The following is a 25,817-nucleotide window of genomic DNA, read 5'->3' on the forward strand; positions in this document are numbered from 1 at the left end:
GGCATTCACACTGTTTCTATCTCGTTTATTGTTCCACTTCACCTGGCCATGCGAGCATGCCGCCAACCATATTCGCCACGTCATACCCTTGTGCACTCAAATACTCTGTAGCTGTATTGCTTCTGGCACCACTGCGGCAAACCATCACAATCGGAATGTTCTTATCCAGCTCATCGATACGATGTGGCAAAAAGCCAAGTGGGATCAGCTTTGCCTCTTTAATGTGACCTGCATTCCACTCATCCACTTCACGTACATCAATGACTTGCAGTTCCTCTTTGGCTTCCAGCTTTTCCAACAGCTCTTGTGGTGTGATTTCCTTTACTCCATGGCTCATCGCTATTTATCCTCCTATATGTACGATCAGATCAGTTGCAACCACCTCCATGATATCACACGCTTTTTTACTTTTCTAACGCGAGGAGCACTTGGCTTCACCCTGCATTGATGTTCCCTATTTTCTACCATTATCTCCTATTTCGCTACGGCAGTAGCCACACGGGATGTGAACAGCTTGAGACAAAACCGTTACAAATTAATGGCATGAGTAAGCCACCTTCATTCATATATACATAAAAACCTCCCTGATAACTGTATATTCCACATTGACAGCACGGACTTATTTTCATACAATTACGACAACAATTATTTTCATCAAGAGCGGTGGAGGGACAGGCCCTACGAAGCCCGGCAACCAGCAGACTAGCTGCATGGTGCCAATTCCTGCAGAATCCAGTGATTCTGAGAGATGAACACAAGCCCGTGCATGATCGGAGCCTTCTTCTTCTCAGGAGAATGCTCCGTTTTTTTATTCGCTGATTCCCTTATAGTAAAAGGAGAGATGGACATGTCCGATCAACAACAATGGAAGCCAGAAACACTTGCGGTACACGGTGGGCAGGAGGTTGACCCTGTAACAGGCTCACGTGCTGTTCCGATCTATCAGACGACCTCCTATGTTTTCCGCGATACGGAGCATGCAGCCAACCTGTTTGGCCTAAAAGAGTTTGGGAACATCTATACACGCATCATGAATCCCACACAGGATGTATTCGAGAAGCGTGTTGCTCTGCTCGAAGGTGGTGTTGGTGCACTCGCGACCGCATCCGGGCAGGCTGCCATTACATTTGCCATCTTAAATATTGCACATGCGGGTGACGAGATTGTCGCTTCCAGCAGCCTCTACGGCGGTACCTACAACCTGTTCGCCCACACTCTTCCCCGCCTCGGTATCAAGGTTCATTTTGCAGATCAATCCAATCCGGAAAATTTCCGGGCCTATATCAATGAAAAGACAAAAGCCGTGTTTTGCGAGACAATCGGCAACCCGCGTATTGATGTCGCTGATATCGAGGCGATCGCCCATATTGCTCACGAGAATGGTGTGCCCTTGATCGTGGACAACACCTTTGCGACTCCGATTTTGTGCCGTCCTTTTGAGCACGGGGCCGATATCGTCGTGCACTCCACCACCAAATTCATCGGCGGCCACGGAACAGCAATTGGCGGTATCATCGTAGACTCAGGAAAATTCGACTGGAACAACGGAAAATTCCCAGGTCTGACTACTCCAGATCCAAGCTACCATGGCGTCGTCTATACAGAAGCAGTCGGTCCGCTTGCCTATATTATCAAGGCACGTGTCCAGCTCCAGCGCGATATCGGAGCAGCAGTCGCTCCGATCAACTCCTTCTTGTTCCTGCAAGGATTAGAAACTCTGCATCTGCGCATCGAGCGGCATAGCCAGAACGCCTTGGCAGTAGCCCAGTTTCTCGCCAATCATTCTGCGGTAGAGTGGGTGAGTTATCCGGGATTGGAGTCAGACTCCCAGCGTGAATTGGCCCAAAAATATTTGCCAAAAGGTGCTGGCGCGATCCTGACCTTTGGCATTCGCGGTGGCGTTGAGGCAGGAAAAACATTGATCGAGTCAGTGAAGCTGTTCTCCCATCTCGCAAATGTCGGAGACTCCAAATCACTCATCATTCACCCAGCCAGCACAACACATCAGCAGATGACGGAAGAAGAGCAGGCAGCAGCCGGAGTGACCCCGGGGCTTATTCGTCTCTCAGTCGGCACAGAAGCGATCGACGATATCCTCTCTGATCTGGAGCAAGCACTACAGCGTGCGTTGCAATTATCCACGGTCGGCTAACCATATCTTTACAGAAAGAAGAATCACATGATCTCTTTGGATAGAGAGTTGTGATTCTTCTTTTCCTTTTCTCATTTCGTTCGAAAAATATTGAATTTTAAATTCGTATTTTATAAAATACATAATTATGTACAAATTTTGGAAGGATGATCACATGAAGATTTTGAACATTGGCAGTGAACGAACGACCTATCGGGTTGAGCTCTCGTATTCTCCTTTATTCGAAGCTGCCTTGGGAATCGCTGCCGCTACCTACGACCAATTGCATCACACGATGGAGCACCCTCCTACCTACTGGCGTCAACTGTTGGCCGAGCTATCACCTTCTGTACGGCAAGAGGTCGAATATGCGAAGAAGCACAACACGTGGAAGACGCTTTTGCAACTACTTGATCTTTGCCCTTTCGCTGATCTGGATTCCTTTCTCTCGTATGTCAGAGAGCTCTCAATCGAACAGCTCCGATACGAAGCCCTCCCTTACCTCGGTGAAAATAGGCAGGAAGCACGGCGGAAGGCTGCACAAGGAAGCAAGGATGATTGCGCCGCTTTACAGGAAGCGTGCAGCGCACATCTCTTTTTTGAATCGTATATCGAACATATTACTTCCGTTGATGGAGAAGTGCTGCGGAGTCATATTCTCGGATTGATGGAAGGCTGGTATACCACTCACATCAAGCCACATGAGGAAAAAATCGTTCGCATGCTAGAACGGGATTGGTCGCAAAAACAAAGCAAGCTAGGAAAGCTCAACCCTGAAGCCTTTGTGGAGTATGCGACGGGATCGAGCTACCTCCCAGAGCCTGCCGTGACACGCGTACTGCTGATTCCGCAAGCGATCTACCGCCCGTGGACTGTACAGGCCGATGCTGTCGGTACGAAGATTTTTTATTACCCTGTTGCCGACGAAAATTTGCACGATGCTGTAGATCCTTATCAGCCACCCCCATCACTGGTGCAAGCCTTAAAAGCACTCGGAGATGAGCACAGGCTGCGCATGGTCAAAATGCTCGCGGAAAAAGACCTGAGCCTGCAAGAGATAACCGATCAACTCTCAATGGCGAAATCGACAGTACACCATCACCTATCCATGCTGCGGTCTGCCCATCTCGTTGAAACAGCAGGCTCCCGTTACAGACTCCGCCGTCATACGCTGGACAAGCTTCCCCTGTTATGGGATGAATTCCTGGACAGGAGCACCCCATGAGCCAAACCGCTGTACAAGCCTCTGTCTGGCAGCAGCGTTCTTATCGTTGGATTGTTTTCGGTCAGCTCATTTCAGAACTAGGCGCCTCACTCGGTACCCTCGCCAATAGCTGGTTAATCTATCAGGCAACAGGCTCACAAGGTGCGGTCGGACAGATGTGGCTGCTGTATTTCGTGCCGTCGCTCACCATTCAGCTGGTAGCCGGACCGTACATCGACCGATTCGACAAGAAGCGTGTCATGCTTTTTTCTCAATGGATGCGAGCGGCTGCCTTTTGTTTGTCCTTTGCGGTCATTACTTCCGGGACAGAATCGCTCTGGCCGCTGTATTTTACAGCCTTAATCAACGGTCTCGTTCAACCGCTGTATGTGCCAGCCAGCCAGTCGCTCCTCCCTGCTCTGGTCAAAAGAGAGCAGCTCCTCCAAGCCAATGCCTATTTGGATAGTGTCCTGCGCATTGCCTTGATTACAGGTCCGCCTTTGGCTGGGATTCTCGTGGCGAGTATCGGCGGTGAGTCCGTACTCGCATTGGTCGCGATCAGCTATGCGCTCAGCGGTTTCTTTCTGGTTCTTTGTCCACTCGCCCCAGCGGATACCGCCAACAAGAAGCAATCGTGGTACGTCATGTTTAAGGCTGGTCTTGCGGTTTTTTGGCAGAAGCCCCTTCTACTCTGGCTCGGTCTGTACTCGGCTCTCGTCCAATTTGCTGTCGGAGTCACACTTGTGCTAAACCTGCCTTTTGTAGCCGGCGAGCTGCAAGGCACCTCGTTTTATGTAGGCTTGTTTTTGGCTGGCTATCCGTTGGGATATTTCTTCGGCTCATTGCTCGTGCCTCGCTTCCGTAGCAGCCTTGGACAGCCCCTGATCATGTTAGGGTCACTGGTACTAGGAGGCTTGAGCTTTGTTGCAATAGGCTTTACCCATGACATCTGGCTTGCAATCACCATCGAACTACTAGCTGGTCTGTTTGCTCCCTTTTTCCAGGTACACAGCACAAGCCTGTATCAGCTTCACGTTCCTTCCGAGCTAATGGGGCGTGTACTGTCTGTCCGCTTGCTCATCGTGCGTGCGACGATGCCCGTCGGTATTTGGCTAGGCGGACAGCTAAGCGATCAGGTAGGGATTCGCCCTCTTTACATCTCTGTAGGGGCCGTCATCGTGCTCGCCGCGCTTACGGGATTATTATTTCGAAAATTTGTAACTAACAGGATATTCCATATATAATAAAAATCGTATGACTCCGCAATTTTGAATGAGAAAAGGAGAATATTCATGATACATCCGACATTGGATAACCTTCAGCATGCTATCAGTAGCGTCATCGTGGGCAAGGAAAGTCAGATCCGTCTATTAGTAACGGCCTTGCTTGCCCGTGGTCACGTATTGCTGGAGGACTTGCCCGGAATGGGAAAAACCGTGCTTGCCAAAACATTGGCGCAAGCGATTGGCGGCTCTTACAACCGCCTGCAATTCACCGCGGATCTGCTGCCATCCGATGTCGTCGGTCTTCACGTATTCAATCAACGAACAAGTGAATTCGAACTACGAAAGGGACCTGTTTTTGCGGATGTCTTGCTTGCAGATGAAATCAACCGGGCCACTCCCAGGACTCAATCCGGTTTGCTGGAATGCATGGAGGAACGCCAGGTTACGATTGAAGGCGTTACCCTGCCACTCCCATCGACCATGCTGGTCATCGCTACCCAAAATCCGATTGAATCGGAAGGGACCTATCCGCTGCCGGAAGCACAGTTGGACCGCTTCCTTTTCAAGCTGTCTCTTGGCTACGGTACACGAGAGGATGCCAAAGAAATTTTGCGGAGGTTCCGCAGCGGCTCCCCATTAGAGGCGGTCGAGCCGGTCATCACTGTCGACCAAATTGCGGCTCTGCAACGCGAGGTAACGACTGTTCACGTCAGCCAACCGGTGGAAGACTATATCATCGACCTGACGGAAGCTACTCGCCAACATCGCTCGGTTGAGGTGGGCATCAGTCCACGCGCCATGCTCGCCCTGCTGCGATCCGCCCAAGCTTACGCGTTCGTTTCTGGTCGTACTTATGTCTTGCCGGATGATGTAAAAGTGGTGTTCCCAAGTCTGGCAGCTCACCGCATCCGCCTGTCCATGGAAGCAGAGCTGCACGTGACGGAGCAGGAAGTCGTGGAACAAATCTTGACCAGCGTCCCCGCTCCCGTCGAAGAAAGCGTGTAGCGCGATGATCACCAAACAAACCTTTCACGTAATCGGTTTTGTCTTACTGCTCTTCGCCGTTTTTTCCGGGCATTGGTTTTTCTTTCTGTTTGGGGGCTTTTTCTTTTTTCTCCCTGCTGCACAAGACTGGTGGGCCAAGTCCATGTCCAAATGGGTGTCGCTCGAATGGTCCAGTGATCAAACGCGCGTCCTGTCAGGGACACCCGTACACATTACAGTTCGCCTGCACAATCGTTCGTGGCTGCCTTTGCCTGCTACCTGGCTTCGCTTCACACTGCCGGAGCATGTCTCAGTGGAAGGCGCAGACGAGGTGCGAATCCTCAATCATCGGACGAGCGTTCGCCTGCGATTTGATCTGCCGATGCGGCAAAGTGCCACACGCACCTTGACTCTCATCCCGAACAAGCGAGGTACGGTCTGGCTGACGGATGTGCAATCCGAGACATTGCCATTATTGGGCGAGGAGCCTACCGCCATAACACTGTCGGTTTCCTTTTCCTTGCTGGTCTATCCGCTGCCTCTTGCGCTTTCTCCCGTCGTACTTGCTGAATCGGAGCCGGACGGGAATCGGCTTTCTCGTCAGCGCCAACAGGATGATGTCACTTTTCAGCGTGGTATTCGGTCGTACATGCCAGGCGACCGTTTCAAGCACATCCATTGGAAGGCAACCGCCAAAACAGGCTCGCTCGAGACGCGTATTTTCGAGTTTACAGCCCATCCAAACTGGCGAATCGTCGGGCATATCCTGCCCTCCTATGAACCCATGATGCAGAAGTATAACGATATCACCAATGAACGGACGATCTCCTGTCTTGCGGCTTTAGCTGGCCTGTGCAGGAGAAAATCAGTCGGATACGAGCTGTACCTCACCGTGAAGCAACGAGGACGTGAGCATTTTCATTTGCCTGCGGGAAGTGGCAAGGCACACCACTTGCACGTCATGACCCAGCTGGCGCAAATCAACCATTTTGTGACAACGCCACTGGCGCCTGTTCTTCGCCGGTTAGAGGGAGCACATGGGAAGGAAGCTATTCTCATTGTGACACCACGAATGGACCCATCCGTACAAGCCTCTGCAGAGCGCCTTATTCAATGCGGTCATCAGGTTGCGGTACTGGACGTTTCTTCTGACCCTGTCATCATCCAGCGCTTCCAGCATGCTCGCCTGAAAAAAAGGAGCGTGATGATGGGATGACACTCTCGTTGATAGGTCGCTGGACGCTCGCGTTTTGGCTGGAGGCCATGCTGACGGGCGTTTTCCTGGTATTGTTTGGGTATATGACAGCAGACTTTGGTCAACTGCTCACGTTTTGCCTAGTCGCAGCGACCCTGCTCATGGCGGGGGGCTGGTTGTACTATGGTGGTGGCGGTCGATTTATGCTCCATCTGTTGCTGTATCCCCTTGTGTTATTCATCGGAATGGGCAGCTTCTATCTCTACGATTCTTGGTTCATCGCGCTTGTACTGGCTGCTGTTTATTTTTGGAGAGTACAAAGCGCTGCATCAAAAGGGTATCGACATGACAGTCTGCAACGCAGATTTGTTCTGGCGCTGATGGCGGGCCTCATGCAGCTCGTGATAGCAGTACTCTACACCTCCATCGCTGACCCAGGTTCCTATACACTCGCAGCCTCTTTTTCCATGCTTGTCTTCATCACTCTCAGCTATATGTTGGTGGCGATTGTGGCGTTCGTGCTGCGGGAAGGATCACTCTCTACGAGGCTACCTGCTCGCATCAGCTTGCTACTAGGCAGTCAAGTGCTCGGCACACGTTTTCTTTTAATCGCAGGCTATTTGGCTGTCAGCTCTATCATACTTGGTCTCATCTATTGGATCTGGAGTTGGATAAAAGGGCCTGTCAGCGATGGGCTGTATACGCTCTTTGAGCCAGTGCTTATTTTCATTGTGGAATTGTTTGAGCAATTGTACGAGAAGGCGAACCAAAAACAGGCAGGCATGAAGGTACTCATGGAAAGTACCGGGCAAAAAGCAGATCATCCTGTGGTACAGATACAGCTCGGAGAATCACTCTTTTCTATTCTGCAACCGTACTTAATCATTGCCTTCATCCTCGCCTGTGTGATCCTGCTCGGCCGATACATATGGAAAAGGCGCTTCAAGGGGACGATTACGCTGGAAAAAGAAGTGGCGGCTGCACAAAACACCATATTGACCACTGTTCCTCCCTCTTCCCGTGAAGAAAGCGCAGAAAATGGCTCTGCCAAATGGTTCAAACAGCCAGTCGGCCCAGAGGATGATCCCACCCGATACGCCTACTATCAATTCCTCGTCCTCATGGAGAAGCAAGGAGTGCCAATCGAGCTGCATGAGACACCCCAAGAGTTTTTCAATCGCCTGCGCGAACAGTCCTTGCTAGATGCAGGTCAGCTGGATGCAGTCGCTCGCATCACCCGTTACTATCAGCAATATCGCTATCAGGAAAAGGCGCTTCCCGAAGCGGATTTGACAGCGATGCAACAATCCGTGCAGACGCTCGGCGCTCGTTTCTCTGAGACATAATACCTCTCCACAACCACGTGCTATGCGTTAGCCGTGGTTGTTTTCTTTTTCTCTTGACATCGAGAAGTCCCTCCGGCATAATTTCTTCAATTTTGCCCGCTCCCAAAATGAATTCACCAGATGGTTAATTGAACGAGAAAGGAGGATGCTCCGTGCAAGATTTGCCTGACTGGCTGCGTAAGCATCTTCATGTCGCATACATACCCGGCTATGAGTTTTTCTTAAGTCTCCACGTGCTTGCAAAGCCAGAGCATCACACCTCCCGCTTGCATTGGGCGGAGGAGTTGCTCACTGCTTTACCTGCCCCGCTCTTGAAAAAGCTTCACTATTTTAGCTCCATGTCCAATCAGTTTCTCGATGCCATGGACTTCCTGGCACCTTGGGAGGAGTGCTTTGAGCATTCTGTTGAGGCCGCGTTGGAGCGTGTACAGGCGATGGATGCTGGAGAGTTTGCCCAGCTTATGATTGGTCCCGTCTATCATCCCAGACAACTTCACGCTTGGATGCAAGGACGTACAGACGAGATTTTTGAAGAGCTGAAACCAGAGCATCGGGAGCTTTTGCGCCATCCGCTCTCGACCAAGCGAAGCTTTCTGGAGCTTTGCTACGACTATCTGCCTTTTTTCCAGAAAGAAGAACGGCGGATTGAACCGTGGCTCGTCCGCGCCGTACATGAGGCACAAGAGCAGATCAAGCTAGACCCGATTCCGTTTTTGTCGCAGGTTCACCCGCGCTTGAAGGTGCACGAGAACTTCTTGCAATTTCATAAGGCAAAAACGTACACATTTGGCTATTCGGAGCTAGCCCGTATTCATTTGCGTGTCTCTACTTTTGTCGCGCCGCATTTGTTGCTCGGCATTTACGACAACCATATCTCTGTGTGCTTATCCCTAGACGTTCCCGGCACCAGAGCCACCTCGGTGATTCCCGTTGACTTCATCAGCAAAATGAAGGTGTTCAGCGACCCGACACGGACAGCGATTCTCAAATCATTATTGGCTCATCCTTACTGCACGCAGCAGTTGGCTGACCTGCACAACATCAGTGAGCCTGCCGTCAACAAGCACTTGAATCTGTTGGTAGACACAGGCTTTATCTGGAGTGAACGGCGGGGACGGTATGTGTTTTACCGCGCGATTGCATCACGGCTGGAACAACTGGCTGTCGATCTGCATGAGTTCATCGATATGCCTGTTCCCGGACTTGCCTCTCCACCTGCTTCATCACATCCCCCAGAACGGAGGAAATAACGTGTTTCATGTCGCCAAAGCTACCTTTATCCGCAATACCCGCGTAATGCTTCGTGCCTATCCGTGGTCGTTTGTCATCGGCCACATTTTTTCCGGGGTGTATACAGTGCTGTTTGCCTTCTTCGCCTATCACTATGTATTTGCCGGGCAGTTGGACGAAAATTTCGCACATCTCACCGGCTCGTCCGATTACTTGTCGTACGCCATCCTCGGCGGAGCTTTTTATGCGTTTGCCGTCTCTACCTTGATGAATGTCAGCCGCTCACTCATTACGGAGCTTCGGGAAGGGACCTTGGAGGCCGTTTTGCTCACCCCTTCCTTGCGCAGGGGGTACTTTTTGGGGAATGTCGCCCAACAGCTCATGCGTACTTTGTTTGAATTTTCGGTGATTGTACTGGTAGGGGCGTTGTTTGGGCTCACCCTCTCTCAAACAAATGTATGGAGCGCCGTCCTAGTCTGGATATTGTCTACAGGAGCTTTCTTTTGCCAGGCACTCGTTTTGGGCAGTCTCATGCTATGGTTCCGCGATACGTACATCACACAAAACACGCTGTTTGCTGTGATGGCCTTTGTCAGTGGGGTGACGTTTCCGATTCCGTATTTGCCTGAATGGGTGCAACCACTCGGTCTCATCATGCCGCTCGCACCTGCACTGGATGCTTTTCGGCAATGCGTGATTCAAGGAGCGCCACTGCATGCTGTTTCCCCACAGCTGTTTCATATGGCAGCCTTATCCCTCGTCTATCTCGTCATGGGGGTGTGGGGCATACGTCGGATGGAAAAACGCGTTATGGAATCGATTTTCGGATAACGAACGAGGAGGTCAATAATCATGCTAATCGCAGAGAATGTACGGAAGGTATACCGGGTGAAGGAGAAAAAAGGCTGGTTACGCCAGCAATGGACAGAGGTCGAGGCAGTTGCTGATCTGTCTTTTCGCATGGTACCCGGCAAAATTATTGGATTGTTAGGCATTAATGGTGCAGGAAAAACAACAACGATCAAGATGTGCTCCACACTGCTCACCCCAACCAGTGGCACGATCACGGTAGACGGATATGACGCGGTAAAGGACGATCGGTTCGTCAAAGCCAAGGTCAATATGATCGCAGGGGGAGAACGCATGCTGTACTGGCGGCTGACAGGGCGGGAAAACCTGCAATATTTCGGAAGTCTATACGGTTTGCAAGGGCAGGAACTGCGTAATCGGATCGATTCATTGCTCTTGCAGGTTGGCCTGTATGAGGCTGCCAACACCCCTGTCGAGCGCTATTCCAAAGGTATGAAGCAACGACTGCAAATTGCCCGCGGCCTGATCAATGATCCGCGTTACCTGTTCCTGGACGAACCGACTCTCGGCTTGGACGCCCCCATCGCCCGGCAGCTTCGCAAGCATGTGAGTGAGCTCGCTTCTCAGCATGGAAAAGCCATTCTGTTGACCAGTCACTACATTCATGAGGTAGAGGAGCTTTGCGACGAGGTATACATCATCGATAAAGGAAGACTCGTGGCGCATGATACACCGGAGCACCTGATCAAATCGCTCCACCTGGATACAGCCTTACAGGTAGTGATCCCCTCTCTCTCCGACTCGCTCGATTACGATCTGCGCCAGCTGGCTCAAGATTACGACGGCTCGCGTGAAATCGCAGAAACAGACGAGCAGACCTGGGAAGTGACATTACGGGGAAAAACGGATATGACAACTCCGTTGCTTTCCCTCTTGGCTGCTCACCAATCCCCCGTCTTGCATCTCTCCACCCAACAGCCATCATTGGAGGACGTCATCCTGCACATGGCAGATCGGAGGGGGGCATGAAACAGCTGGGTAGCCTGCTTTTGGCAGAAATCATCAAGGAGCATCGCCACTCGTTTCACAGCAAAATGATCTACTTCTCGCTCTTGGTCTGGCCTGTCATTAATTTCGTGACCGCGTATTATTCGTTTGCCCCGTTCCGGATGGGAGCTGATTCCCCTCTAGCCCGGTTCATCAGCTACGAGCAGTTGCCGTTGTTCCTGTTGACTGGCTATTTAGGCTACATCTTTTATTGGTGCCTGGTGCAGTCGTCCTGGCAAATGAGCTTTGAACGGCAAGCGGGAACCATGGAAATGATCTTCATCAGTCCGGTCAACCGACTCGCTTTTCTGTATGGGCGTTCGCTTTCCTCGTTGATCGAGGGAGTCTGGCTGTTCTTTTGTTTTGTCCTGTTAGCCTTGTTTTTTGTCGATGGCATTCAATTGAGCGGCTGGTGGGCACCTCCACTCGCCTTCCTCATTTTGCTGGTATCGGCCATCGTCTGGGGCGGCTTTCTCTGTGTGCTCTTTCTGTTTTCACGCGACGCGAGCTTTCTGTACACCGTCCTGGATGAGCCGATGCTGATCTTTTCCGGTGTCCGTCTGCCCCCGATGGCCTTTCCGGTTTGGGCCAAGGTCATTTCCTTTTGCTTTCCCCTGACCTACGCGCTTCAGTTGATTCGCGAGCTGCTGATGGAGGGGGCAGCATTACAAGCAATGCTACCGAGTATGGGACTTCTCGCCGCTGTCTTGCTCCTGCTGGTGACGGCGACTGTCGTGTTGTTGAAGCTGGCGGAGAAGCATATGAAAAAGACGGGGAACATGGTGATGTATTAAGTGCTGGTGAAAACCCAGATGAAGAGGACCTTAGGGTCGTGCTTTTGCTTCAGAAGGAATCGTGGTTGTAGGTTGTAATTCGGCTAGAAGTAGCTTTCCTCTCAGCGGTTTCTTACTTTTCCAGCTAATAATTTTCAATTACAAACAAAAGAAACCTTTTCCAAAAATTACCGTCTTAAAAGGTATAATGATTTATTGAATCGGTAGGGGAAATATAAATTCCCACTTTAATATCGTTTTGACGGAGGTCTGGTCTTATGAAACGAATATTTTTATGTGTTGTTTGTATTGGGTTATTATCCGGATGCGGAGTTAGCACTCAAGGTCAAGAAATACACCAGCAAAACACCCCGATTGTTGATTCCGAGGCTCCAAAAAAACATCCAGAAGTAAGCAAAATTATCATCCAGAGAGGAAAGGAAATATTTGTCTCGGGCGTTTCCCCTATTTGCGATGGGCTTCTCGAAAACTCGATGGATTTGTACACCGTTGCTTATCGGAGGGATGGCAAGCTGATAGGCACAAAAGATGAGAAGGAGCTACCTTTTTTACAAGAGAGCCAACCTTATCTCCAAGGAAGTCTAGATGAGGGAGAAAGCACGCAAGACCATACGTATATTCGATTGGTCAGAGAGCCCTTTATTCCAGAAGTGGGAGTCAACGAATTCCCGAGAAAGGACATCGTGCTTTTCTTGGAACCTACCGTTCCTAATGATGCCTTTGTTGGCGTTCAAAACCCACAAAAACTAAACGAATGGAAAATTTATCAGGTGGGGGATTATGGGGTATGGTTAAAAAAGCAAATTGATTTAGAACTCAATTTAAGTAAAGGCCTTTGAACGCTCCCGCCACTTAGGCTATCCCCGTAGTCCCTACGGTTATGACAAAACGAGTACATTGGACTGTTCTCGGTTAAATACGGTAAAAAAACAAGAAGCACCCGTTTTGAGGTGCTTCTTGTTTTTGAAAAACAGGTTAGAGACGCTTACGAACGGATTCCAGGTAGTCAATAACTTCATCGTAGTATTTGTCATGATTGGTACCGCCGTAACCTGCATCAGCAATATAACGTGCACATTTTTCTGACTTAGGATTATTTGTGCCCTTCAAGTAATCGATTAATTTGGAGTAACGCTTTCCTTGTAAGAAATCTGCAAATGCTTCTCCGTGAGTTGAACGGCCAGGAAAAGCCGCCCACCCTCTTATCCCTTCACCGATATTCCCTTCAGGGTAGGTCGAGTCTACATACATCATATTCGACCAGTTCTGGTTCTCAACTTGTGTATCATACTGAGACCACCCCGATTCCCCGCCCCACATTGCAAGGATTAATTCAACAGGCAAACCGTAGCAAGCGTCACTGGTCCTTCCTGCTACTGCTTTAAAAGCATCAATAAAAGCAAGGATTTTTTCATTCCCTCTATTATTGGGATTGACCCCAACATATGTGTCTACAATTCCGTCAATCTTCACTCTTTTTGTAGGAATAGGTTCATACTTAGCCATTCTTCATTTCCCCTTTTTGATAGTTGATCAACGACTTTTTGACCGGTCAATGTCGCTTCACCTATCTAGGAAAAAAACAGAGGCAAATAGAAACCGTTTTTCCAAAAAAGTTAAAAAGTTTTCTCCACAACAAAACAGAGGCCACCTTAGAATAGGTGACCTCTGTTTTTCCGTTATACCTGAAACCCACCAGCGCTATCATCTGATTCGTTGAAATCAACCAGAATGGTGTTTCCATTATCTAACTCCAAATCTTTGTCGATGTCATATTGATATAAGTCGCGGTATTTGTAATCCTTGCCTTTACTCCATGCCTTACATTGCCAAAAATGGCTTACTCCCGGTACTTCGTCGTCGATATGCTTCACTACATAGTAGCTGCCATAACACCCGACTTTAAAGGCATCTCCATTCATCCGCTCGTACTTTTCCATCGCGGATTTAACCCCTCTGAAGTAGTCCTTAACTGCTTCAAGCTCTGATTTGGAATCAGCTTCAAAATCAACAGCAAAATAAATAGGGGTGTTGTACGGTTGACCCACTGACTCTGCTTGCTCAATAGCACTCTCGCAAGCTTGCTTACCGCTAGCATAGGTAAATTCACCTTTGTCTCTACCACCATTTTGATACACCTCGACGATGTACAATCCGGCTTTTGAAATCAATTTTGCTTCTTCCCGCGTAATCAATTCCTTTTGCCATGCCTGTTCTTCCTCCTTAGATTTTCGAATGGTCGACTAGTTGTCGCCTTCACCTATCTAGGAAAAAAAACAGGAAAAATAGAAACTACTTTTTTACATTATTTTTTTAGAAGCTGGAGAGCAGAAGCAATTTGTTGGACTTCCTTTTCAAATTGGTTGGAGTCATTACTTACAGCTACATAGGTGTTATTCAATTGAAAATATAATTCTGCGACGGCTGCCTCAACATTTTCCTTATGATTCGAGAAGGAAATCCATTTTGCAGGAGTACCGTTATCGAGTTTGATTTCTTGCTGTTGGATAACGGCACCCCCAAGTAAAACTTCTTGAGGGGATAAACTAATTTCTAATGTTTGATCACCTTGCTCATTTTCGAATCGGAGAGAAATCTGTTTTGTTTGCTCGCTACCGGAAATCTCCTGTAATGTTAAACCCTCTCTAACAAATAGCGGGACATAAATATTCTGTATACCAAATTTCTCTGCATCAGCCATTATTTTTGTTTTATTTTCTTCTGTCAATGTCAACGGTACAAAGCCCTGAGGCACTTCTTGCTTAACCATTTGTTGCTGCTGGGAAGCAGGCTCCTGTGATAGTTGACTTGGCTGTGAACATCCTGCAACTAAACCCACGAAACAAACAATCGGAATCATCAAGTTGTTTTTCACATGTAATCCCTCCCTCTTTTTGTGCTCGTTTTTTACCTATGTATATGAGAGTCGAGAAATTTCAAAATTTCAGGGGGAATGTAAGACTGTTTCAATTGGAAGTATAAATACATTATGGCAGGTGATTTTAGTGGAAGATGAAATGCTGAAAGAACGTTGTAGAAGAATCCTTAAGCGAATTGCTTGGAGAATGCAATACGCTGCTAAAACTCGATTTAATCGGGAAACCACTATCATTGAGGAGGTATTTGGCGATAACTTAATAGATTCCATAGACTCGAGCATATACGTGCAGGAGCTACTCATGCAAATTCCCGAAAAACCCCGATTCATCATTAAGAGTATTGTGATAGACAGACTTACGGAAGAAGAGGTGGCCAAGCAGCTAAATATGACTCGACAAGGGGTACACAAATGCAAAAAGAAATACTTGAATGTATTGGCGCACAAAATCAGTCATTCTCCATCATTTTGAGACGTGCGCAGTCCGGTGATACGCAAGCCTTACCTAGCATCCTCGATTTTCTCCTTCCAGTTCTGGAGCATCTCGCTTCTTTTATCAAGCTCCCACGTGAAGAAAGCATAAATAAATGAAAACAGCCATGCTGGAGGTCAATCCGTCATGGCAAGATGCAAGCATGATATCAACAGAACTTTTGAATGTCTGAGTTGCCGTGATTTCTGACGAACCAACGGCTAGCTTATCGACTCAACGCTATGAGCGCTTTCCTTACTCCACCGTCAACAGCTTCTCCACAAATCCCCCGATTTCCCGTTCCCGATCAACAAAATGAACCTCCAAAATCCAATCGCGCGGGTGCCCGTTATGGTCCGGCTCTCTCATCGGCTTGTGATTGTCTGGGTGAATATAGTTGACGATACCATCCCCTTGAATTTTTTCATGCGGGAATTCGCCGATGAGATGTCCTGCGTGTGGACCGCCGTACTCCCAACCGTATGCTTTGGCGAGCTCACACATGTAGGCAAACAGCTCGCTGCTCGTAATATCCGGCTTGGATAAAAAGTAAGTCTTGCCCTCGTCCCACGCTTTTTCAATATCGTCGCGCAGCTTTTGTTTTACCGGATCATTTCCAAGCACATACGTCCGACCAAGATCAGCTTCCCAGTCCTCAAAAATGGGCCCGAAATCGAGAAAGACAATATCTTCGGGAGCGACAGTCAAATTCGGTGGGTTTTCTCTGTAGGGATATAGCGTATTTTTGCCCGCTCGCACAATCCGCTTATGCCAATATTTTTTGATCCCGAACAATTGAAAGGCCAACTCGTAAATTTCCTTGTTGATCTCTTTTTCCGTTACACCGCTGCAAATAAAGCCCTTTTCTTCGATGGTAGTAAATAAAAACTCAGCTTTGGTCTCTGCTTCGCGCAGTGCCTGATGTCTCTTCTCCAATAAGGGATTCATTATTGAATAGCCTCCTTTTTCGTTTACGGAAGAGCTAACTCATACCTCTCGCCCAACTCTCGCAATTTTGCGATAATGGATTGCTCTACATAATCATCCATGGCGATTTTTTCCTTCGCTAATGCAAGCAGCGGTTCATACTCGCCAATCAATACGGAATGATGCGCTTTTTCAAACAGCGGTAAATCATTCATGTCATTGCCAAAGCAGATGAACGGCTCTCCTGCCACATCGAACCGATTCAGGGCAGTCCATTTATTCACTCCCCGATAAGTAAGGTCGAGAATACCTTCTGCGGAATGGTAATGCAGCGTAACGTCGAGTTCCCTGATTCTCGCCACCAATTCTTCGTAACGGTCACACGATAAAATCAGGATTTTCAGCACGGCATTCAGTTGATCCACGTCCACGCGGCTGGCTGTCCGATTGGGATCGATATAGCTCAAAAAAGGATGTGCCGACACACAATTATGTGCGTAATTCCACGAGTCATCGATGAAATACTGCGCGCGATAATCATCGAGAATGCTGATGATTTCATGTGCCAAACGATCCGGGATTGGCATGCTGCCCTGCAAGCTCCCTCGGTGATGTGTCATCGCTCCATTCGCGCCAATGAGGAGATGGTTGGCAAACCGCTCATCGAGGACAGGCAGCATGTCACGGCACGGTCTTGCGGAGGCGAAACCTACAGTATGTCCCGCCTGTTCGAGTGCAAGCAGGCTATCCAAAATGTTCGTTGAGATCGGCTGACCTTTGAAGCAGATCGTCCCGTCCAGATCAAAAATAAATTTCATTTTTCCCCACCCTTTCTAATCGCTGTCCTGTCCATCGTAATGGATAGCCATTCGTGGCCAAAGGGACAGATCGTTCAAGATGAGTGGGACAGAAACTGATCTGTTACTCGAACCAAGCGCTAGCCAACAAGCGAATGCCCTCCTGAATATCGTCGGGGGTCAATGCTCCGTACCCTAGCAATACCGTCGGCTGCTCCCTTGTATCATGGAGCCAGTATCGGGCAGTTCCGTAGACTTTTACGCCTTTTTGATAGGCACGTTCCATGAGTTCCGCTTCTGTACACTGACTTTTTACGGTCAAAAATACATGCAGCCCCGTATCCTTCCCTTCTATTTCCACACGTCCGTCCATGTAACGCGTGACTGCTTGAAGAAACACCTCTCGCTTTTCCACGTAGTTTTTTCGCATGTGCTGCAAGTGTCTATGCCAATAGCCATCGGACAAATACGCCGCTAGCGTCAACTGGTCCAAACGGGAAACAGGCTGATCGTATTCAGGCACGCGCTGGTGAAAACGCGATAACAGCTCGTAAGGAAGGACGACGTAGCTGACGTTTACGAGCGGCAGCAATGCTTTGGAGAGCCGCCCAATGTAAATAACCTTTTGGGGAGACAGACTCTGGATCGAAGGGATGTAGCTCTCTTGATATTTGAACTCCCATTCGTAGTCATCCTCCACCAAATAAGAATGCGATAAGGATTGCGCCCACAGAGTCAATTGATTTCTTTTCTCCAGAGGCATCGTCATTTTGTTGATGAATTGCTGGGAAGGACTCACGTACATGACGCTTGCCCCGCTTTGCCTCAGCTCTTCGATCGATACACCATCTGCGTCCAAGGAAATACCGTGTACCCGGTAGCCACCGTTGAGAAACGTATTTCTCGCACCATCATAGCCCGGATTTTCTACGCCGATCACATGCTTCTCTCTGTCCAGAAGCTGGACGACAATCGACACCAACTGTTGCGGGGTGGCTCCAATAATGATCTGCTCCGGCGTGGCGAGGACTCCTCTTGTTTCATGCAGCAATTTCGAGAGTTCTTTTCGCAAGATGTACTCTCCCTGAGCCAGCCCCTCCACCATATACGTGCGCTGATGGTAGGAAATGAGCTTGTTGCGCAGCTTATTCCACGGATGAAAAGGGAATGTCCCCAATTCGATGTTGCCATAGCGAAAGTCATAACGAATCGGCGGTATACGAGAGTCTTCTCGTTCTGTTACATGCCGCCTGGAAGGAAGTCCTGCCTTGTACGTCACCTGATATCCTTTTTTCTGAATGCTAGTGACGTACCCTTCCGATACCAGTAGCTGATAAGCAACTTCCACCGTGTTTTTGCTGACAGCAAGCGATTGCGCACAGCTTCTGATCGAGGGGAGAAACTCTTCATACGTAATTCGGTTACGCAATATTTCGTCTTTGATAAAGTGATAGATTTGGATGAACAATGGCTCTCCCTCTGTAAAACGAATGGCCGAAAGCTCTCGCACCGGACAGGAACCCCCTTTTTTTTGTTTTAGTCTACCACATATAATAGTAAGCCTGAATGAACAAAAGGTCAGCTATCCGCCAGAAGGCTTTGTCGCTTAGCCCTACCGAACTGAAAGTAGTAGAAGACCATAAGACACACGTGCATCAGGGCCATCAGCCAATAAATATTGCTGTAAATGAGGCCGCTCGTATAAGAATTTAACGGGTTCCAAATGGTAGTCGCGCCAAGATCGATCACCTTGCTGTATACCGCAGACGCGATCCCCATGGAAATGAAGCTCAGCATCGAGAAGATTCCCATGCCTACTCCCGCCTGCTCCTTCGTCAACGTCCTCGAGATCGAGTTCGCCATCGAGATTTGCATAAAAGACTGTCCCACGTTACCCAATATTAAGAAGAGCGCAATGCCTATAACCGAGGCGCTAGTGAAAGTAGACAGCAAGCCAAAGCAGCCAATCAGTAAGCTAGACGCAACGAAATACAGAAAAGCATTCCCCCGCCTGTCCGCGAGCTTCCCTCCCACACGACCAAGCAATGCCGAAGCGATAGCCGCTGGAACCATCACAAAGCCAATCCAGCTCGTCGATAGTTGCTGCACCTGGGCCAAGAGCAGCGGACTGAGGTAATAAAGCGATATTCCCATTCCATTTATGAGAAATGCCATCAAAATCCCGATTGTATACGGCTTGTTGGCAAAAACCTTCGGCTGTACAAACGGATCAGCTACCGAACGAATTCGTAAAACGAACAGGAGCAAAGTAACCAAGCTGCCCAATGCAAACCACCAGGATCCATTCGTTACTCCCAAAAGCAGTGACGTCACGCTGATCGCAAGTAAGGAGCCACCCACCCAATCAAACTTCCCACCAGACGCGATCTCTTCATCCTCCAAATATTTGCGGTAAAACGGCAGCGTCAGCAAGATCAGGAGCGGGATGGAAAACAGCCAGCGCCAATGGGCAAAGCTGACGATTAATGCCGCGACCACAGGACCGAGTGCACCGCCAAGAGCCAATCCTACTGCCGTTCTGCCTAAAACAGAACCCCTGCTCTCCGGCGGGAAGTATCGCAAAGGAATCAGCATCGCAGTGGCCGGAATGACAGCCGCCCCTACTGCCTGCAAGCATCTTCCGAAGAGGGCCATCGCAAAGGAATCGGAGACCAAACCGAAAAACGAACCAGCTGTAAACACCAAGAGTCCAAACGTCAGCAGATTCTTGAGCTTGTATCGATCCGCCAGCTTGCCATACGTCACGGTTCCGATCGCGTATAACAATCCATATGCGGTCGATAGCCAGCTCACTTGCGCTATGCTCAAACCAAACTCTTTGCTAATTTGGGGGAGTGCAATGTTAAACACCAAGGCACTCATGGAGGATATGACCAAGGTAAACATCAAGATTCGGATTAATATGTCCCTGTTTTGCTGCGTTTTTGTCGCTTCCATGCCGTATCTTCCCCTTCACTTTGTTATTCACACTTTGACTGTCAGTACCGACTGACATGTCGGTGGTAAAAAAACTAGGGAGTCAAACCCCTAGCGAAAACCTCTACACTCTCTTCGATAAATGCATCTAGGGATACCCCTGAAAAATTGCTAGTGCCATCCAGATCGTTCAAAAACGCCCCGAAATTCATGACCATAAAAGCAGTTGCCTGTGCCTCGGGATTCGTTTGGATCATCTTGCCTTTTTTGCCCATCTCTTTGAAGTAATCTGTAAAAAGTACCATTAACTGTTGCGGGTGCTTTTGAGTCCGCTCACGGAATCCGGGCAAATGGGCCTCATCCTTTATGCTAATCAAAATCATTTTCCGATTGCGGTTCATCATTTCGTGATACGTTCGGCTGATTAAAAGCAAATCCTCACGCAAATTCCACGTAAGCTTCTCCGCGAAAAGCTTCGTCAGTCCTTCCGTGTAATGAAAACGGTCAAAGGCACTCTCCAGCAAATTTCGCTTGCTGCCGAAGTGACGAAATAACGTCTTCTCGCTCAATCCTGCCATAGTGGCAATTTCTTGCGTAGTTACGCCGTTGTAGCCTCTTTCCGCTATGAGATCGATTGCGGCTATCATCAGTTTTTCGCTACTTGTAAGACTTTTGCTGCTGCTCATTGCTATCCTCATTCCCGGAAGTGATTGTCAGTACTGACTGACATTCATCTTAAATCTACTGCCAATAAGTGTCAAGGGGCTCAAAGTAAAAAAGGCTCTCCCCCGACGATACAGTCGAAAGGAAAGCCCATCGCTCTTTTACCTGATTAAAACGCTCTTGAATATTGCTTCGGTGGCTGCAGCTCATCCGCCGACAGCTCATGAATCGCATGCAGTGCCCAATAAGGATCTCGCAGCATGCCGCGACCGACTGCTACCAAATCCGTATCACCATTGCCAATCGACGCTTCCGCCACTTGTGGATCATCGAGGTTGCCGACTGCAATGACTGGGACATCCAGTGCCTGCTTAATGGCGCGTGCCAATGGTACTTGATAGCCAGGATGAACACCTGGACGGCCTGCTGAACCAATCGGTCCTTCCCCGCCGCTGGATATATGGAAAATATCCACGCCTGCTTCCTTGTAACGTCGGCACAGCTCCGTGCTGTAATCTAGTCCATATCCACCATCTACGTACTCTACGGCTGAGACGCGCATGATCAGCGGCATGTCAGCTGGAATGACCTCTTTGATTGCCTGAATAATTTCTACGCCAAACAGCGCTTTATCCCGCCCGTACTCATCGTCTCGCTGATTTGTCAAAGGAGAGTGGAACTGGTGAACCAAATATCCGTGCGCACCGTGGATTTCAATGGTATCAAACCCTGCTTCCACCGCACGTCTCGCTGAGTCCTGGAACTTGACGACCATTTGTTTGACCTCTTCTGTCGTCAACGCCCGTGGCGTTTTGTAGCGTCCCCCTGGGAAAGCAATCGCGGACGATGATACAGGCACTTCTGCGTCTTCCGCTTTGCGGCCCGCATGAGCAATCTGTATGCCAATTTTGGCCCCATACTTATGAGCCTCGGAGACGATCCGCGCATACGCCGGAATCTGCTCGTCAGACCACAAGCCCAAATCGCCGTTGGAAATTCTGCCATCCGGCTCGACATCGGTCATTTCCACGATGATCAGACCTGTTCCGCCTACTGCACGAGAAACGTAATGAACAAAGTGCCAGTCCGTTGGTGTTCCATCGTGTGCATCCACGGAGTATTGGCACATCGGCGGCATGACAATCCGATTTTTCAAGCTAAGTCCTTTAAACTGAAACGGGGTAGACAACAACGCCATTTGCTCCACTCCTTACTTTTTTTCATTATCATGCCAAAAGTAAGCATGTTCTGCAATCCCAAGTTGCACTTTGTTAAAACAATTTTTCCGGCTGTAGTGGTGGGGAGGAAACAGGAGAAAACGCTCAGATTCTTGTCCCACCCGCTGAGGGATTCACTGCCCGCCTCCATGCAAAAAGCGAAACCGCGTCCAAAGTAGTCCATTCAGGAGGTTTTTCAGAGGTGGACGCTTAAGAGCGTGTTTCGCTTTTTGCATTCCGTCTCGGTCGGTGTACCAAAGATCTTCGCTTTTTTCTCCTGTTTCCTCTACGAGCTTTTCCTGCTTAAACGGGTTTTAAAAAGACTTAAAAGAATATAAGGATGTCATCTGTTACGACAGAGAAGAATATTTCCAGACGTAGCGACTTGTGGAGTCCGACCGAGCGGAGAAGGGATTTGCGGGCAAAAGAAACGCAACCGTGCCCGCGCGACGAAGCGGCTACCACTTTTGCGTTTCCCCGCGAATCCCTTCGGAGCGGACAGTCTCAGCCCTCAGCGGGACGGAGCCTGGAGCCTAGACTGGAAATCTCTCCACCACAGCCACATTTATAAACCACGAAAAAAGCCATCCGCATAACGGATAGCTTTTATAATTAACGTCTTTATTATTCTGGCATCGTGCCAATGTAATTGGATTGCGGGCGAATAATGCGGTTATTGTCTGCCTGCTCCAGAATGTGCGCACTCCAGCCGACCACACGGCTCACAGCAAATGTCGGTGTAAACAAATTGTCATCCAAGCCAACTGCGCGCATGACAGCTGCGGCAAAAAACTCTACGTTTGTATTCAGCTTGCGGCCTGGTTTGTACTCTTCCAGCAGCTGCAAGCCTACTTTTTCTACGTGTGTCGCCAGATCGAACCACGGATCGTTGGACGACAGCTCGGATGCAACGACGCGCAGAGCAGTTGCACGCGGATCGATCGTTTTATAGACACGGTGTCCGAAGCCCATCAAACGTCCGCCGCTCTCCAGCTTGTTCCGCAGCCACGGCTCTGCATTTTCCTTCGTGCCGATCGCCTCAATCATCTCCGTCACTTCGGATGGTGCTCCGCCGTGCAACGGCCCTTTTAGGGTTCCGATAGCTGCCGCAATGGAAGAAATCAGATCAGATTCAGTCGAGCTCACGACACGACCGGAGAATGTGGAGGCATTCATGCCATGCTCCTGTGTCAAAATCAGGTACGCATCGAGTGCACGTACATGTGCCGCATTCGGCTTTACGCCCTTGAGCATATACAGATAGTTCGCTGTATGATCCAGCTCTGGATTCGGTGCCAGCGGCTCGCGGCCCTCCAGACAAGCAAAACGATACGCAACGATTGTTGGCATCTTGGCAGCCAGCGCAATCACCTCATCGATGGTTGGCGGAAAGCCGTGCGAGGAACTACCCAGGGCCGAAACACCTGTACGCAGGACACTCATCATATCTACATCTGCTGGGATCAACTTCAAGATTCCTTTTACATGCTCCGGCAGCTCACGGTTTGCTTTGAGCTTATCTTTTAAATCCGTCAACTCCTGCTCGCTCGGCAAATGTCCGAACCAGAGCAGGTGTGCCACTTCCTCAAATGTGTGGTGAATAGCCAAATCACGCGCCCAATGACCGCGGTACACCAGCAGTCCATTAATTCCATCCACCAAACTAAGGTCTGTTTCTGCTACGGCGATACCATCCAAGCCGATAGCCAAAGGATGTTGTTTTGTCATCATCACCACTCCATTTTCGTCTCTTTTCTCTTCAGTATAATCGATTCATAATCGTGAAGGGAAATAAAAGAAAACTGGATTTTTGATCACGTTTTACAATCAGTTAGCAGGAGCTGGAACTGCCTTCTTTTTACGTCCGTACGTCAGGAAGCGCCACAGCTTTTCCATCGGACCTCGATTAAAACGCTTCAGCCACAACCAGCTTGCGAGCAATTGAAACGCATAGATCGGAAGCGCGAGCAAAAGCCAAGAAGAGAGCGGCATGGCCGTAATACCGAACAAAGGAATCAGAATGGTCATGATGACTGTCTGACCCAAATAAGTCGTTAACCCCATTTGTCCCGTGTAGGCAAATGGCTGGAGAACCTTCCTTGCCGACTCTCGATCCAGCAACAGAAACAAGCTGGCTATCAAGCACAGCGCCATAGGCAGTGTACTCAGGTCAACCAATATTTTATTCACCTGTTCAAGCTTTGAACCAAAGACGACACCGCTCGCGCACACAATCCCTGCTGCGATTGGAAGACTGATTGCCAGAGTGGTAGTAGCGATTCGTTTTAACAACGGTTTATGCTCGCGAATTTGAGCAATGAAACCGCGTTTTCCCACGTACAAACCAAACAGGAACATCACAAAGATCGGTATCAGTGTCGTCTGGAGTGATGCTACAAATGGATATACTTCTTGACCATTAAGCGTCTGTACAAGTGCCACGCCTTGAGTGAGCATGTACACTCCTCCCAGACTGGCTGCCCATGCTAGAATCGTAGAAGACTTTCTTCGATAAAATGGCATCAGTAAAAAGCCGAGAAGCGCGTACACCGTCAAAATATCTCCAAACCACAAAATGACGTGAATCACACCAATGAAAAACATCGCGAACAACCGTCTGCTGAAGAGACGAAATACTTTTTGTCCACGCTGTTCAGCCCGTGACATGAAAATGTAAAAACCCAAGCCAAACAGAAACGAAAAAATCCCGAAAAACTTCGTTTGAATGAATAAATCATAGCTTAAGCGAATCCATGCATCGATCCCTGCCTCTATTGGCATACGGACGTCTTCCGAATACATGATAAAGCTAGGCAAGTTCACCAGCAAAATCCCGAACAATGCCAATCCCCTTACAATATCAATAGAATAAATCCGATCCTTCTGTGTGATTGGTTCCGCCTGCATATTCGTCAATCCCTCCTGCTGTCTTTAAGCAGGGTTCAGTGTAGCATACATATACTCATCAAACCTATCGATTCACCTTACCTCTACCTTACAGGCTTGTTATCTTTTATGTCCGTCCACCCGACTGAACAAGCGGCATCGGTGGATACAAGGAATGCAAGATTTCCATAAAATGTTGCGCTGGCTCACTAATTCCTGCTTTCGGTACCAGCAAATAAGAAGCGACCTTCGGCAAAACAAGGCCTGGTGTGGGCAGTTCAATAAAGCGGTTTTCAAACAAATCCCGATCAACAGCCGTTCGAGGCAAAAAGGAAACACCCAACCCATCCTCGATGAATCGCTTTGTAATGTCTACCTGGGAAACAGCCATCGTACGCAAGGAAAGCCCCCTCTGACGCAAAAGCAACAGCAACTCATCCCAGTAGCCCGGGTGATTATGGGTCAGTAGACGGTTCGATTGCACCTCTTGCTCCCAATCAGGCAAGGGCGCCTCCATATCTCCGCCGCTGTGAGGGACTGCAAAAACAATAGGATCTTCATACAAAAGATAAGTAGACAACTGGAATTCCCCTGGCACCATCCGGGTCAGGCCCAGATCAGCCTGTCCATTTTGCACCAGTGGGCCAATTTCCACGGAGTCGACAATTTTAATCGAGATATCTACATCGGGATAGAGCTTGGTGTAACGGTGCAGCAAATGGGAAAAACGAGCACGGGCAATAATCGGGGAAACAGCCAGTTGAAGCTTCTCCCGATAACCCTGTCTCCAAGCCTGCAAGTCCTCCATACTGCTATGCCACTGTTGAAGAAGTCCTTTTGCATGTGGCAAGTAGCGTTTGCCCGCAGCCGTTAACCGAACGCGTTTGCCAACCCGTTCAAACAGCTTGATCCCCAATTCCTTTTCCAATTGACGTATATGCTGGCTGACAGTAGGCTGCGCAATGAACAACGCTTCTGCTGTCTGGTGAAAATTTTCTGTCGTGGCCGCGACCATAAACGTTTGCAGCACGCGAAAATCCACGTGATCTCCCCCCTGCTGTCGCTTTTTCTGT

General features: G+C 49.0%; 25 protein-coding genes and 1 riboswitch. Of the genes, 12 read left to right on the top strand and 13 right to left on the bottom strand.

Annotation, left to right across the window (positions count from 1 at the left end; all coding sequences use genetic code 11):
• Nucleotides 1-25: 25 nt before the first annotated feature.
• A complete protein-coding gene (locus HP570_RS23410) occupies nt 26-337 on the bottom strand; it encodes a rhodanese-like domain-containing protein (RefSeq protein ID WP_047073938.1) in 312 nt (103 codons plus the stop codon).
• 311 nt (nt 338-648) lie between these two features.
• Nucleotides 649-755: riboswitch (SAM riboswitch) on the top strand.
• A 92-nt stretch (nt 756-847) separates the two neighbouring features.
• Here HP570_RS23410 and HP570_RS23415 point away from each other — a divergent pair.
• The 11 genes from HP570_RS23415 (at nt 848) to HP570_RS23465 (ending at nt 12,806) form a co-directional block, all read left to right on the top strand.
• Nucleotides 848-2,152 carry a homocysteine synthase gene (locus HP570_RS23415; RefSeq protein ID WP_016740828.1) on the top strand — a complete coding sequence of 435 codons (1,305 nt, stop codon included), beginning with the start codon at nt 848-850 and terminating at the stop codon, nt 2,150-2,152.
• Between the two features lie 154 nt (nt 2,153-2,306).
• Nucleotides 2,307-3,356 (top strand): ArsR/SmtB family transcription factor, encoded by a 1,050-nt coding sequence (locus tag HP570_RS23420; RefSeq protein ID WP_173627328.1) that lies wholly within the window; start codon nt 2,307-2,309, stop codon nt 3,354-3,356.
• Nucleotides 3,353-4,579, top strand: a complete 1,227-nt coding sequence (locus tag HP570_RS23425) for an MFS transporter (protein ID WP_173627329.1) — start codon at nt 3,353-3,355, stop codon at nt 4,577-4,579. Before HP570_RS23420 ends, HP570_RS23425 begins: the two co-directional genes overlap by 4 nt.
• 48 nt (nt 4,580-4,627) lie before the next feature.
• A complete protein-coding gene (locus HP570_RS23430; RefSeq protein ID WP_064202596.1) occupies nt 4,628-5,566 on the top strand; it encodes an AAA family ATPase in 939 nt (312 codons plus the stop codon).
• A 4-nt stretch (nt 5,567-5,570) separates the two neighbouring features.
• Nucleotides 5,571-6,761: a DUF58 domain-containing protein gene (locus HP570_RS23435; protein WP_173627330.1), complete on the top strand. Its 1,191-nt coding sequence runs from the start codon at nt 5,571-5,573 to the stop codon at nt 6,759-6,761.
• On the top strand, nt 6,758-8,086 hold the full coding sequence (locus HP570_RS23440) for a DUF4129 domain-containing protein (RefSeq protein ID WP_173627331.1): 1,329 nt from the start codon (nt 6,758-6,760) through the stop codon (nt 8,084-8,086). Before HP570_RS23435 ends, HP570_RS23440 begins: the two co-directional genes overlap by 4 nt.
• A 152-nt stretch (nt 8,087-8,238) precedes the next feature.
• Nucleotides 8,239-9,336 carry an ArsR/SmtB family transcription factor gene (locus HP570_RS23445; RefSeq protein WP_173627332.1) on the top strand — a complete coding sequence of 366 codons (1,098 nt, stop codon included), beginning with the start codon at nt 8,239-8,241 and terminating at the stop codon, nt 9,334-9,336.
• Between the two features lies 1 nt (nt 9,337).
• Nucleotides 9,338-10,147, top strand: a complete 810-nt coding sequence (locus HP570_RS23450) for an ABC transporter permease (RefSeq protein ID WP_142498505.1) — start codon at nt 9,338-9,340, stop codon at nt 10,145-10,147.
• Nucleotides 10,148-10,168: 21 nt separating this feature from the next.
• Nucleotides 10,169-11,155 (top strand): ABC transporter ATP-binding protein, encoded by a 987-nt coding sequence (locus HP570_RS23455; protein ID WP_173627333.1) that lies wholly within the window; start codon nt 10,169-10,171, stop codon nt 11,153-11,155.
• Nucleotides 11,152-11,967, top strand: a complete 816-nt coding sequence (locus HP570_RS23460; RefSeq protein ID WP_173627334.1) for an ABC transporter permease — start codon at nt 11,152-11,154, stop codon at nt 11,965-11,967. The genes HP570_RS23455 and HP570_RS23460 overlap by 4 nt, the downstream gene beginning before the upstream one ends.
• Nucleotides 11,968-12,224: 257 nt before the next feature.
• Nucleotides 12,225-12,806 (top strand): hypothetical protein, encoded by a 582-nt coding sequence (locus HP570_RS23465; protein WP_173627335.1) that lies wholly within the window; start codon nt 12,225-12,227, stop codon nt 12,804-12,806.
• Between the two features lie 136 nt (nt 12,807-12,942).
• Here HP570_RS23465 and HP570_RS23470 read toward each other — a convergent pair whose 3' ends face one another.
• The 3 genes from HP570_RS23470 to HP570_RS23480 all read right to left on the bottom strand — a co-directional run bounded on the left by HP570_RS23470 (nt 12,943) and on the right by HP570_RS23480 (nt 14,842).
• The gene (locus HP570_RS23470; RefSeq protein ID WP_172142799.1) at nt 12,943-13,473 is read right to left on the bottom strand and encodes a glucosaminidase domain-containing protein; all 531 of its coding nucleotides are present in this window, start codon (nt 13,471-13,473) and stop codon (nt 12,943-12,945) included.
• 173 nt (nt 13,474-13,646) lie between these two features.
• Complete coding sequence (locus HP570_RS23475) at nt 13,647-14,204, bottom strand: DUF1906 domain-containing protein (RefSeq protein ID WP_309139211.1); 558 nt, start codon at nt 14,202-14,204, stop codon at nt 13,647-13,649.
• A 68-nt stretch (nt 14,205-14,272) separates the two neighbouring features.
• Nucleotides 14,273-14,842: a hypothetical protein gene (locus HP570_RS23480; protein ID WP_173627337.1), complete on the bottom strand. Its 570-nt coding sequence runs from the start codon at nt 14,840-14,842 to the stop codon at nt 14,273-14,275.
• Between the two features lie 414 nt (nt 14,843-15,256).
• On the opposite strand from HP570_RS23480, the gene HP570_RS23485 reads away from it, so the two are divergent.
• Nucleotides 15,257-15,436, top strand: a complete 180-nt coding sequence (locus tag HP570_RS23485; RefSeq protein WP_173627338.1) for a hypothetical protein — start codon at nt 15,257-15,259, stop codon at nt 15,434-15,436.
• 136 nt (nt 15,437-15,572) lie between these two features.
• Here the strand turns inward: HP570_RS23485 and HP570_RS23490 are convergent, their stop codons facing one another.
• From HP570_RS23490 to HP570_RS23530, 9 genes are all read right to left on the bottom strand, one after another.
• On the bottom strand, nt 15,573-16,265 hold the full coding sequence (locus HP570_RS23490; RefSeq protein WP_173627339.1) for a M24 family metallopeptidase: 693 nt from the start codon (nt 16,263-16,265) through the stop codon (nt 15,573-15,575).
• A gap of 23 nt (nt 16,266-16,288) precedes the next feature.
• Nucleotides 16,289-17,062, bottom strand: a complete 774-nt coding sequence (locus HP570_RS23495; RefSeq protein ID WP_173627340.1) for an HAD-IIB family hydrolase — start codon at nt 17,060-17,062, stop codon at nt 16,289-16,291.
• Nucleotides 17,063-17,165: 103 nt separating this feature from the next.
• Entirely contained in the window at nt 17,166-18,551 is a 1,386-nt protein-coding gene (gene pdxR / locus HP570_RS23500) for a MocR-like pyridoxine biosynthesis transcription factor PdxR (protein WP_173627341.1), read from the bottom strand.
• 68 nt (nt 18,552-18,619) lie between these two features.
• Entirely contained in the window at nt 18,620-19,999 is a 1,380-nt protein-coding gene (locus tag HP570_RS23505; RefSeq protein ID WP_173627342.1) for an MFS transporter, read from the bottom strand.
• A 74-nt stretch (nt 20,000-20,073) separates the two neighbouring features.
• Nucleotides 20,074-20,664, bottom strand: a complete 591-nt coding sequence (locus HP570_RS23510) for a TetR/AcrR family transcriptional regulator (protein ID WP_231850547.1) — start codon at nt 20,662-20,664, stop codon at nt 20,074-20,076.
• A gap of 146 nt (nt 20,665-20,810) precedes the next feature.
• Nucleotides 20,811-21,839 carry an NADH:flavin oxidoreductase/NADH oxidase gene (locus tag HP570_RS23515; RefSeq protein ID WP_173627343.1) on the bottom strand — a complete coding sequence of 343 codons (1,029 nt, stop codon included), beginning with the start codon at nt 21,837-21,839 and terminating at the stop codon, nt 20,811-20,813.
• 643 nt (nt 21,840-22,482) lie between these two features.
• Entirely contained in the window at nt 22,483-23,586 is a 1,104-nt protein-coding gene (locus tag HP570_RS23520) for a citrate synthase/methylcitrate synthase (protein ID WP_173627344.1), read from the bottom strand.
• A gap of 99 nt (nt 23,587-23,685) precedes the next feature.
• Nucleotides 23,686-24,765 (bottom strand): DUF418 domain-containing protein, encoded by a 1,080-nt coding sequence (locus tag HP570_RS23525; RefSeq protein ID WP_173627345.1) that lies wholly within the window; start codon nt 24,763-24,765, stop codon nt 23,686-23,688.
• A 106-nt stretch (nt 24,766-24,871) separates the two neighbouring features.
• Entirely contained in the window at nt 24,872-25,786 is a 915-nt protein-coding gene (locus tag HP570_RS23530; protein ID WP_173627346.1) for a LysR family transcriptional regulator, read from the bottom strand.
• Nucleotides 25,787-25,817: the final 31 nt, after the last annotated feature.

Source organism: Brevibacillus sp. RS1.1 (assembly GCF_013284365.1).
Classification (GTDB): Bacteria; Bacillota; Bacilli; order Brevibacillales; family Brevibacillaceae; genus Brevibacillus; species Brevibacillus brevis_D.

What these genes read in the sequence shown, in the direction of transcription:
- HP570_RS23410 (WP_047073938.1), bottom strand. Translation starts at nt 337, where the DNA reads ATGAGCCATGGAGTAAAGGAAATCACACCACAAGAGCTGTTGGAAAAG.
- HP570_RS23415 (WP_016740828.1), top strand. Translation starts at nt 848, where the DNA reads ATGTCCGATCAACAACAATGGAAGCCAGAAACACTTGCGGTACACGGT.
- HP570_RS23420 (WP_173627328.1), top strand. Translation starts at nt 2,307, where the DNA reads ATGAAGATTTTGAACATTGGCAGTGAACGAACGACCTATCGGGTTGAG.
- HP570_RS23425 (WP_173627329.1), top strand. Translation starts at nt 3,353, where the DNA reads ATGAGCCAAACCGCTGTACAAGCCTCTGTCTGGCAGCAGCGTTCTTAT.
- HP570_RS23430 (WP_064202596.1), top strand. Translation starts at nt 4,628, where the DNA reads ATGATACATCCGACATTGGATAACCTTCAGCATGCTATCAGTAGCGTC.
- HP570_RS23435 (WP_173627330.1), top strand. Translation starts at nt 5,571, where the DNA reads ATGATCACCAAACAAACCTTTCACGTAATCGGTTTTGTCTTACTGCTC.
- HP570_RS23440 (WP_173627331.1), top strand. Translation starts at nt 6,758, where the DNA reads ATGACACTCTCGTTGATAGGTCGCTGGACGCTCGCGTTTTGGCTGGAG.
- HP570_RS23455 (WP_173627333.1), top strand. Translation starts at nt 10,169, where the DNA reads ATGCTAATCGCAGAGAATGTACGGAAGGTATACCGGGTGAAGGAGAAA.
- HP570_RS23460 (WP_173627334.1), top strand. Translation starts at nt 11,152, where the DNA reads ATGAAACAGCTGGGTAGCCTGCTTTTGGCAGAAATCATCAAGGAGCAT.
- HP570_RS23465 (WP_173627335.1), top strand. Translation starts at nt 12,225, where the DNA reads ATGAAACGAATATTTTTATGTGTTGTTTGTATTGGGTTATTATCCGGA.
- HP570_RS23470 (WP_172142799.1), bottom strand. Translation starts at nt 13,473, where the DNA reads ATGGCTAAGTATGAACCTATTCCTACAAAAAGAGTGAAGATTGACGGA.
- HP570_RS23485 (WP_173627338.1), top strand. Translation starts at nt 15,257, where the DNA reads ATGCAAAAAGAAATACTTGAATGTATTGGCGCACAAAATCAGTCATTC.
- HP570_RS23490 (WP_173627339.1), bottom strand. Translation starts at nt 16,265, where the DNA reads ATGAATCCCTTATTGGAGAAGAGACATCAGGCACTGCGCGAAGCAGAG.
- HP570_RS23495 (WP_173627340.1), bottom strand. Translation starts at nt 17,062, where the DNA reads ATGAAATTTATTTTTGATCTGGACGGGACGATCTGCTTCAAAGGTCAG.
- HP570_RS23505 (WP_173627342.1), bottom strand. Translation starts at nt 19,999, where the DNA reads ATGGAAGCGACAAAAACGCAGCAAAACAGGGACATATTAATCCGAATC.
- HP570_RS23510 (WP_231850547.1), bottom strand. Translation starts at nt 20,664, where the DNA reads ATGAGCAGCAGCAAAAGTCTTACAAGTAGCGAAAAACTGATGATAGCC.
- HP570_RS23515 (WP_173627343.1), bottom strand. Translation starts at nt 21,839, where the DNA reads ATGGCGTTGTTGTCTACCCCGTTTCAGTTTAAAGGACTTAGCTTGAAA.
- HP570_RS23520 (WP_173627344.1), bottom strand. Translation starts at nt 23,586, where the DNA reads ATGACAAAACAACATCCTTTGGCTATCGGCTTGGATGGTATCGCCGTA.
- HP570_RS23525 (WP_173627345.1), bottom strand. Translation starts at nt 24,765, where the DNA reads ATGCAGGCGGAACCAATCACACAGAAGGATCGGATTTATTCTATTGAT.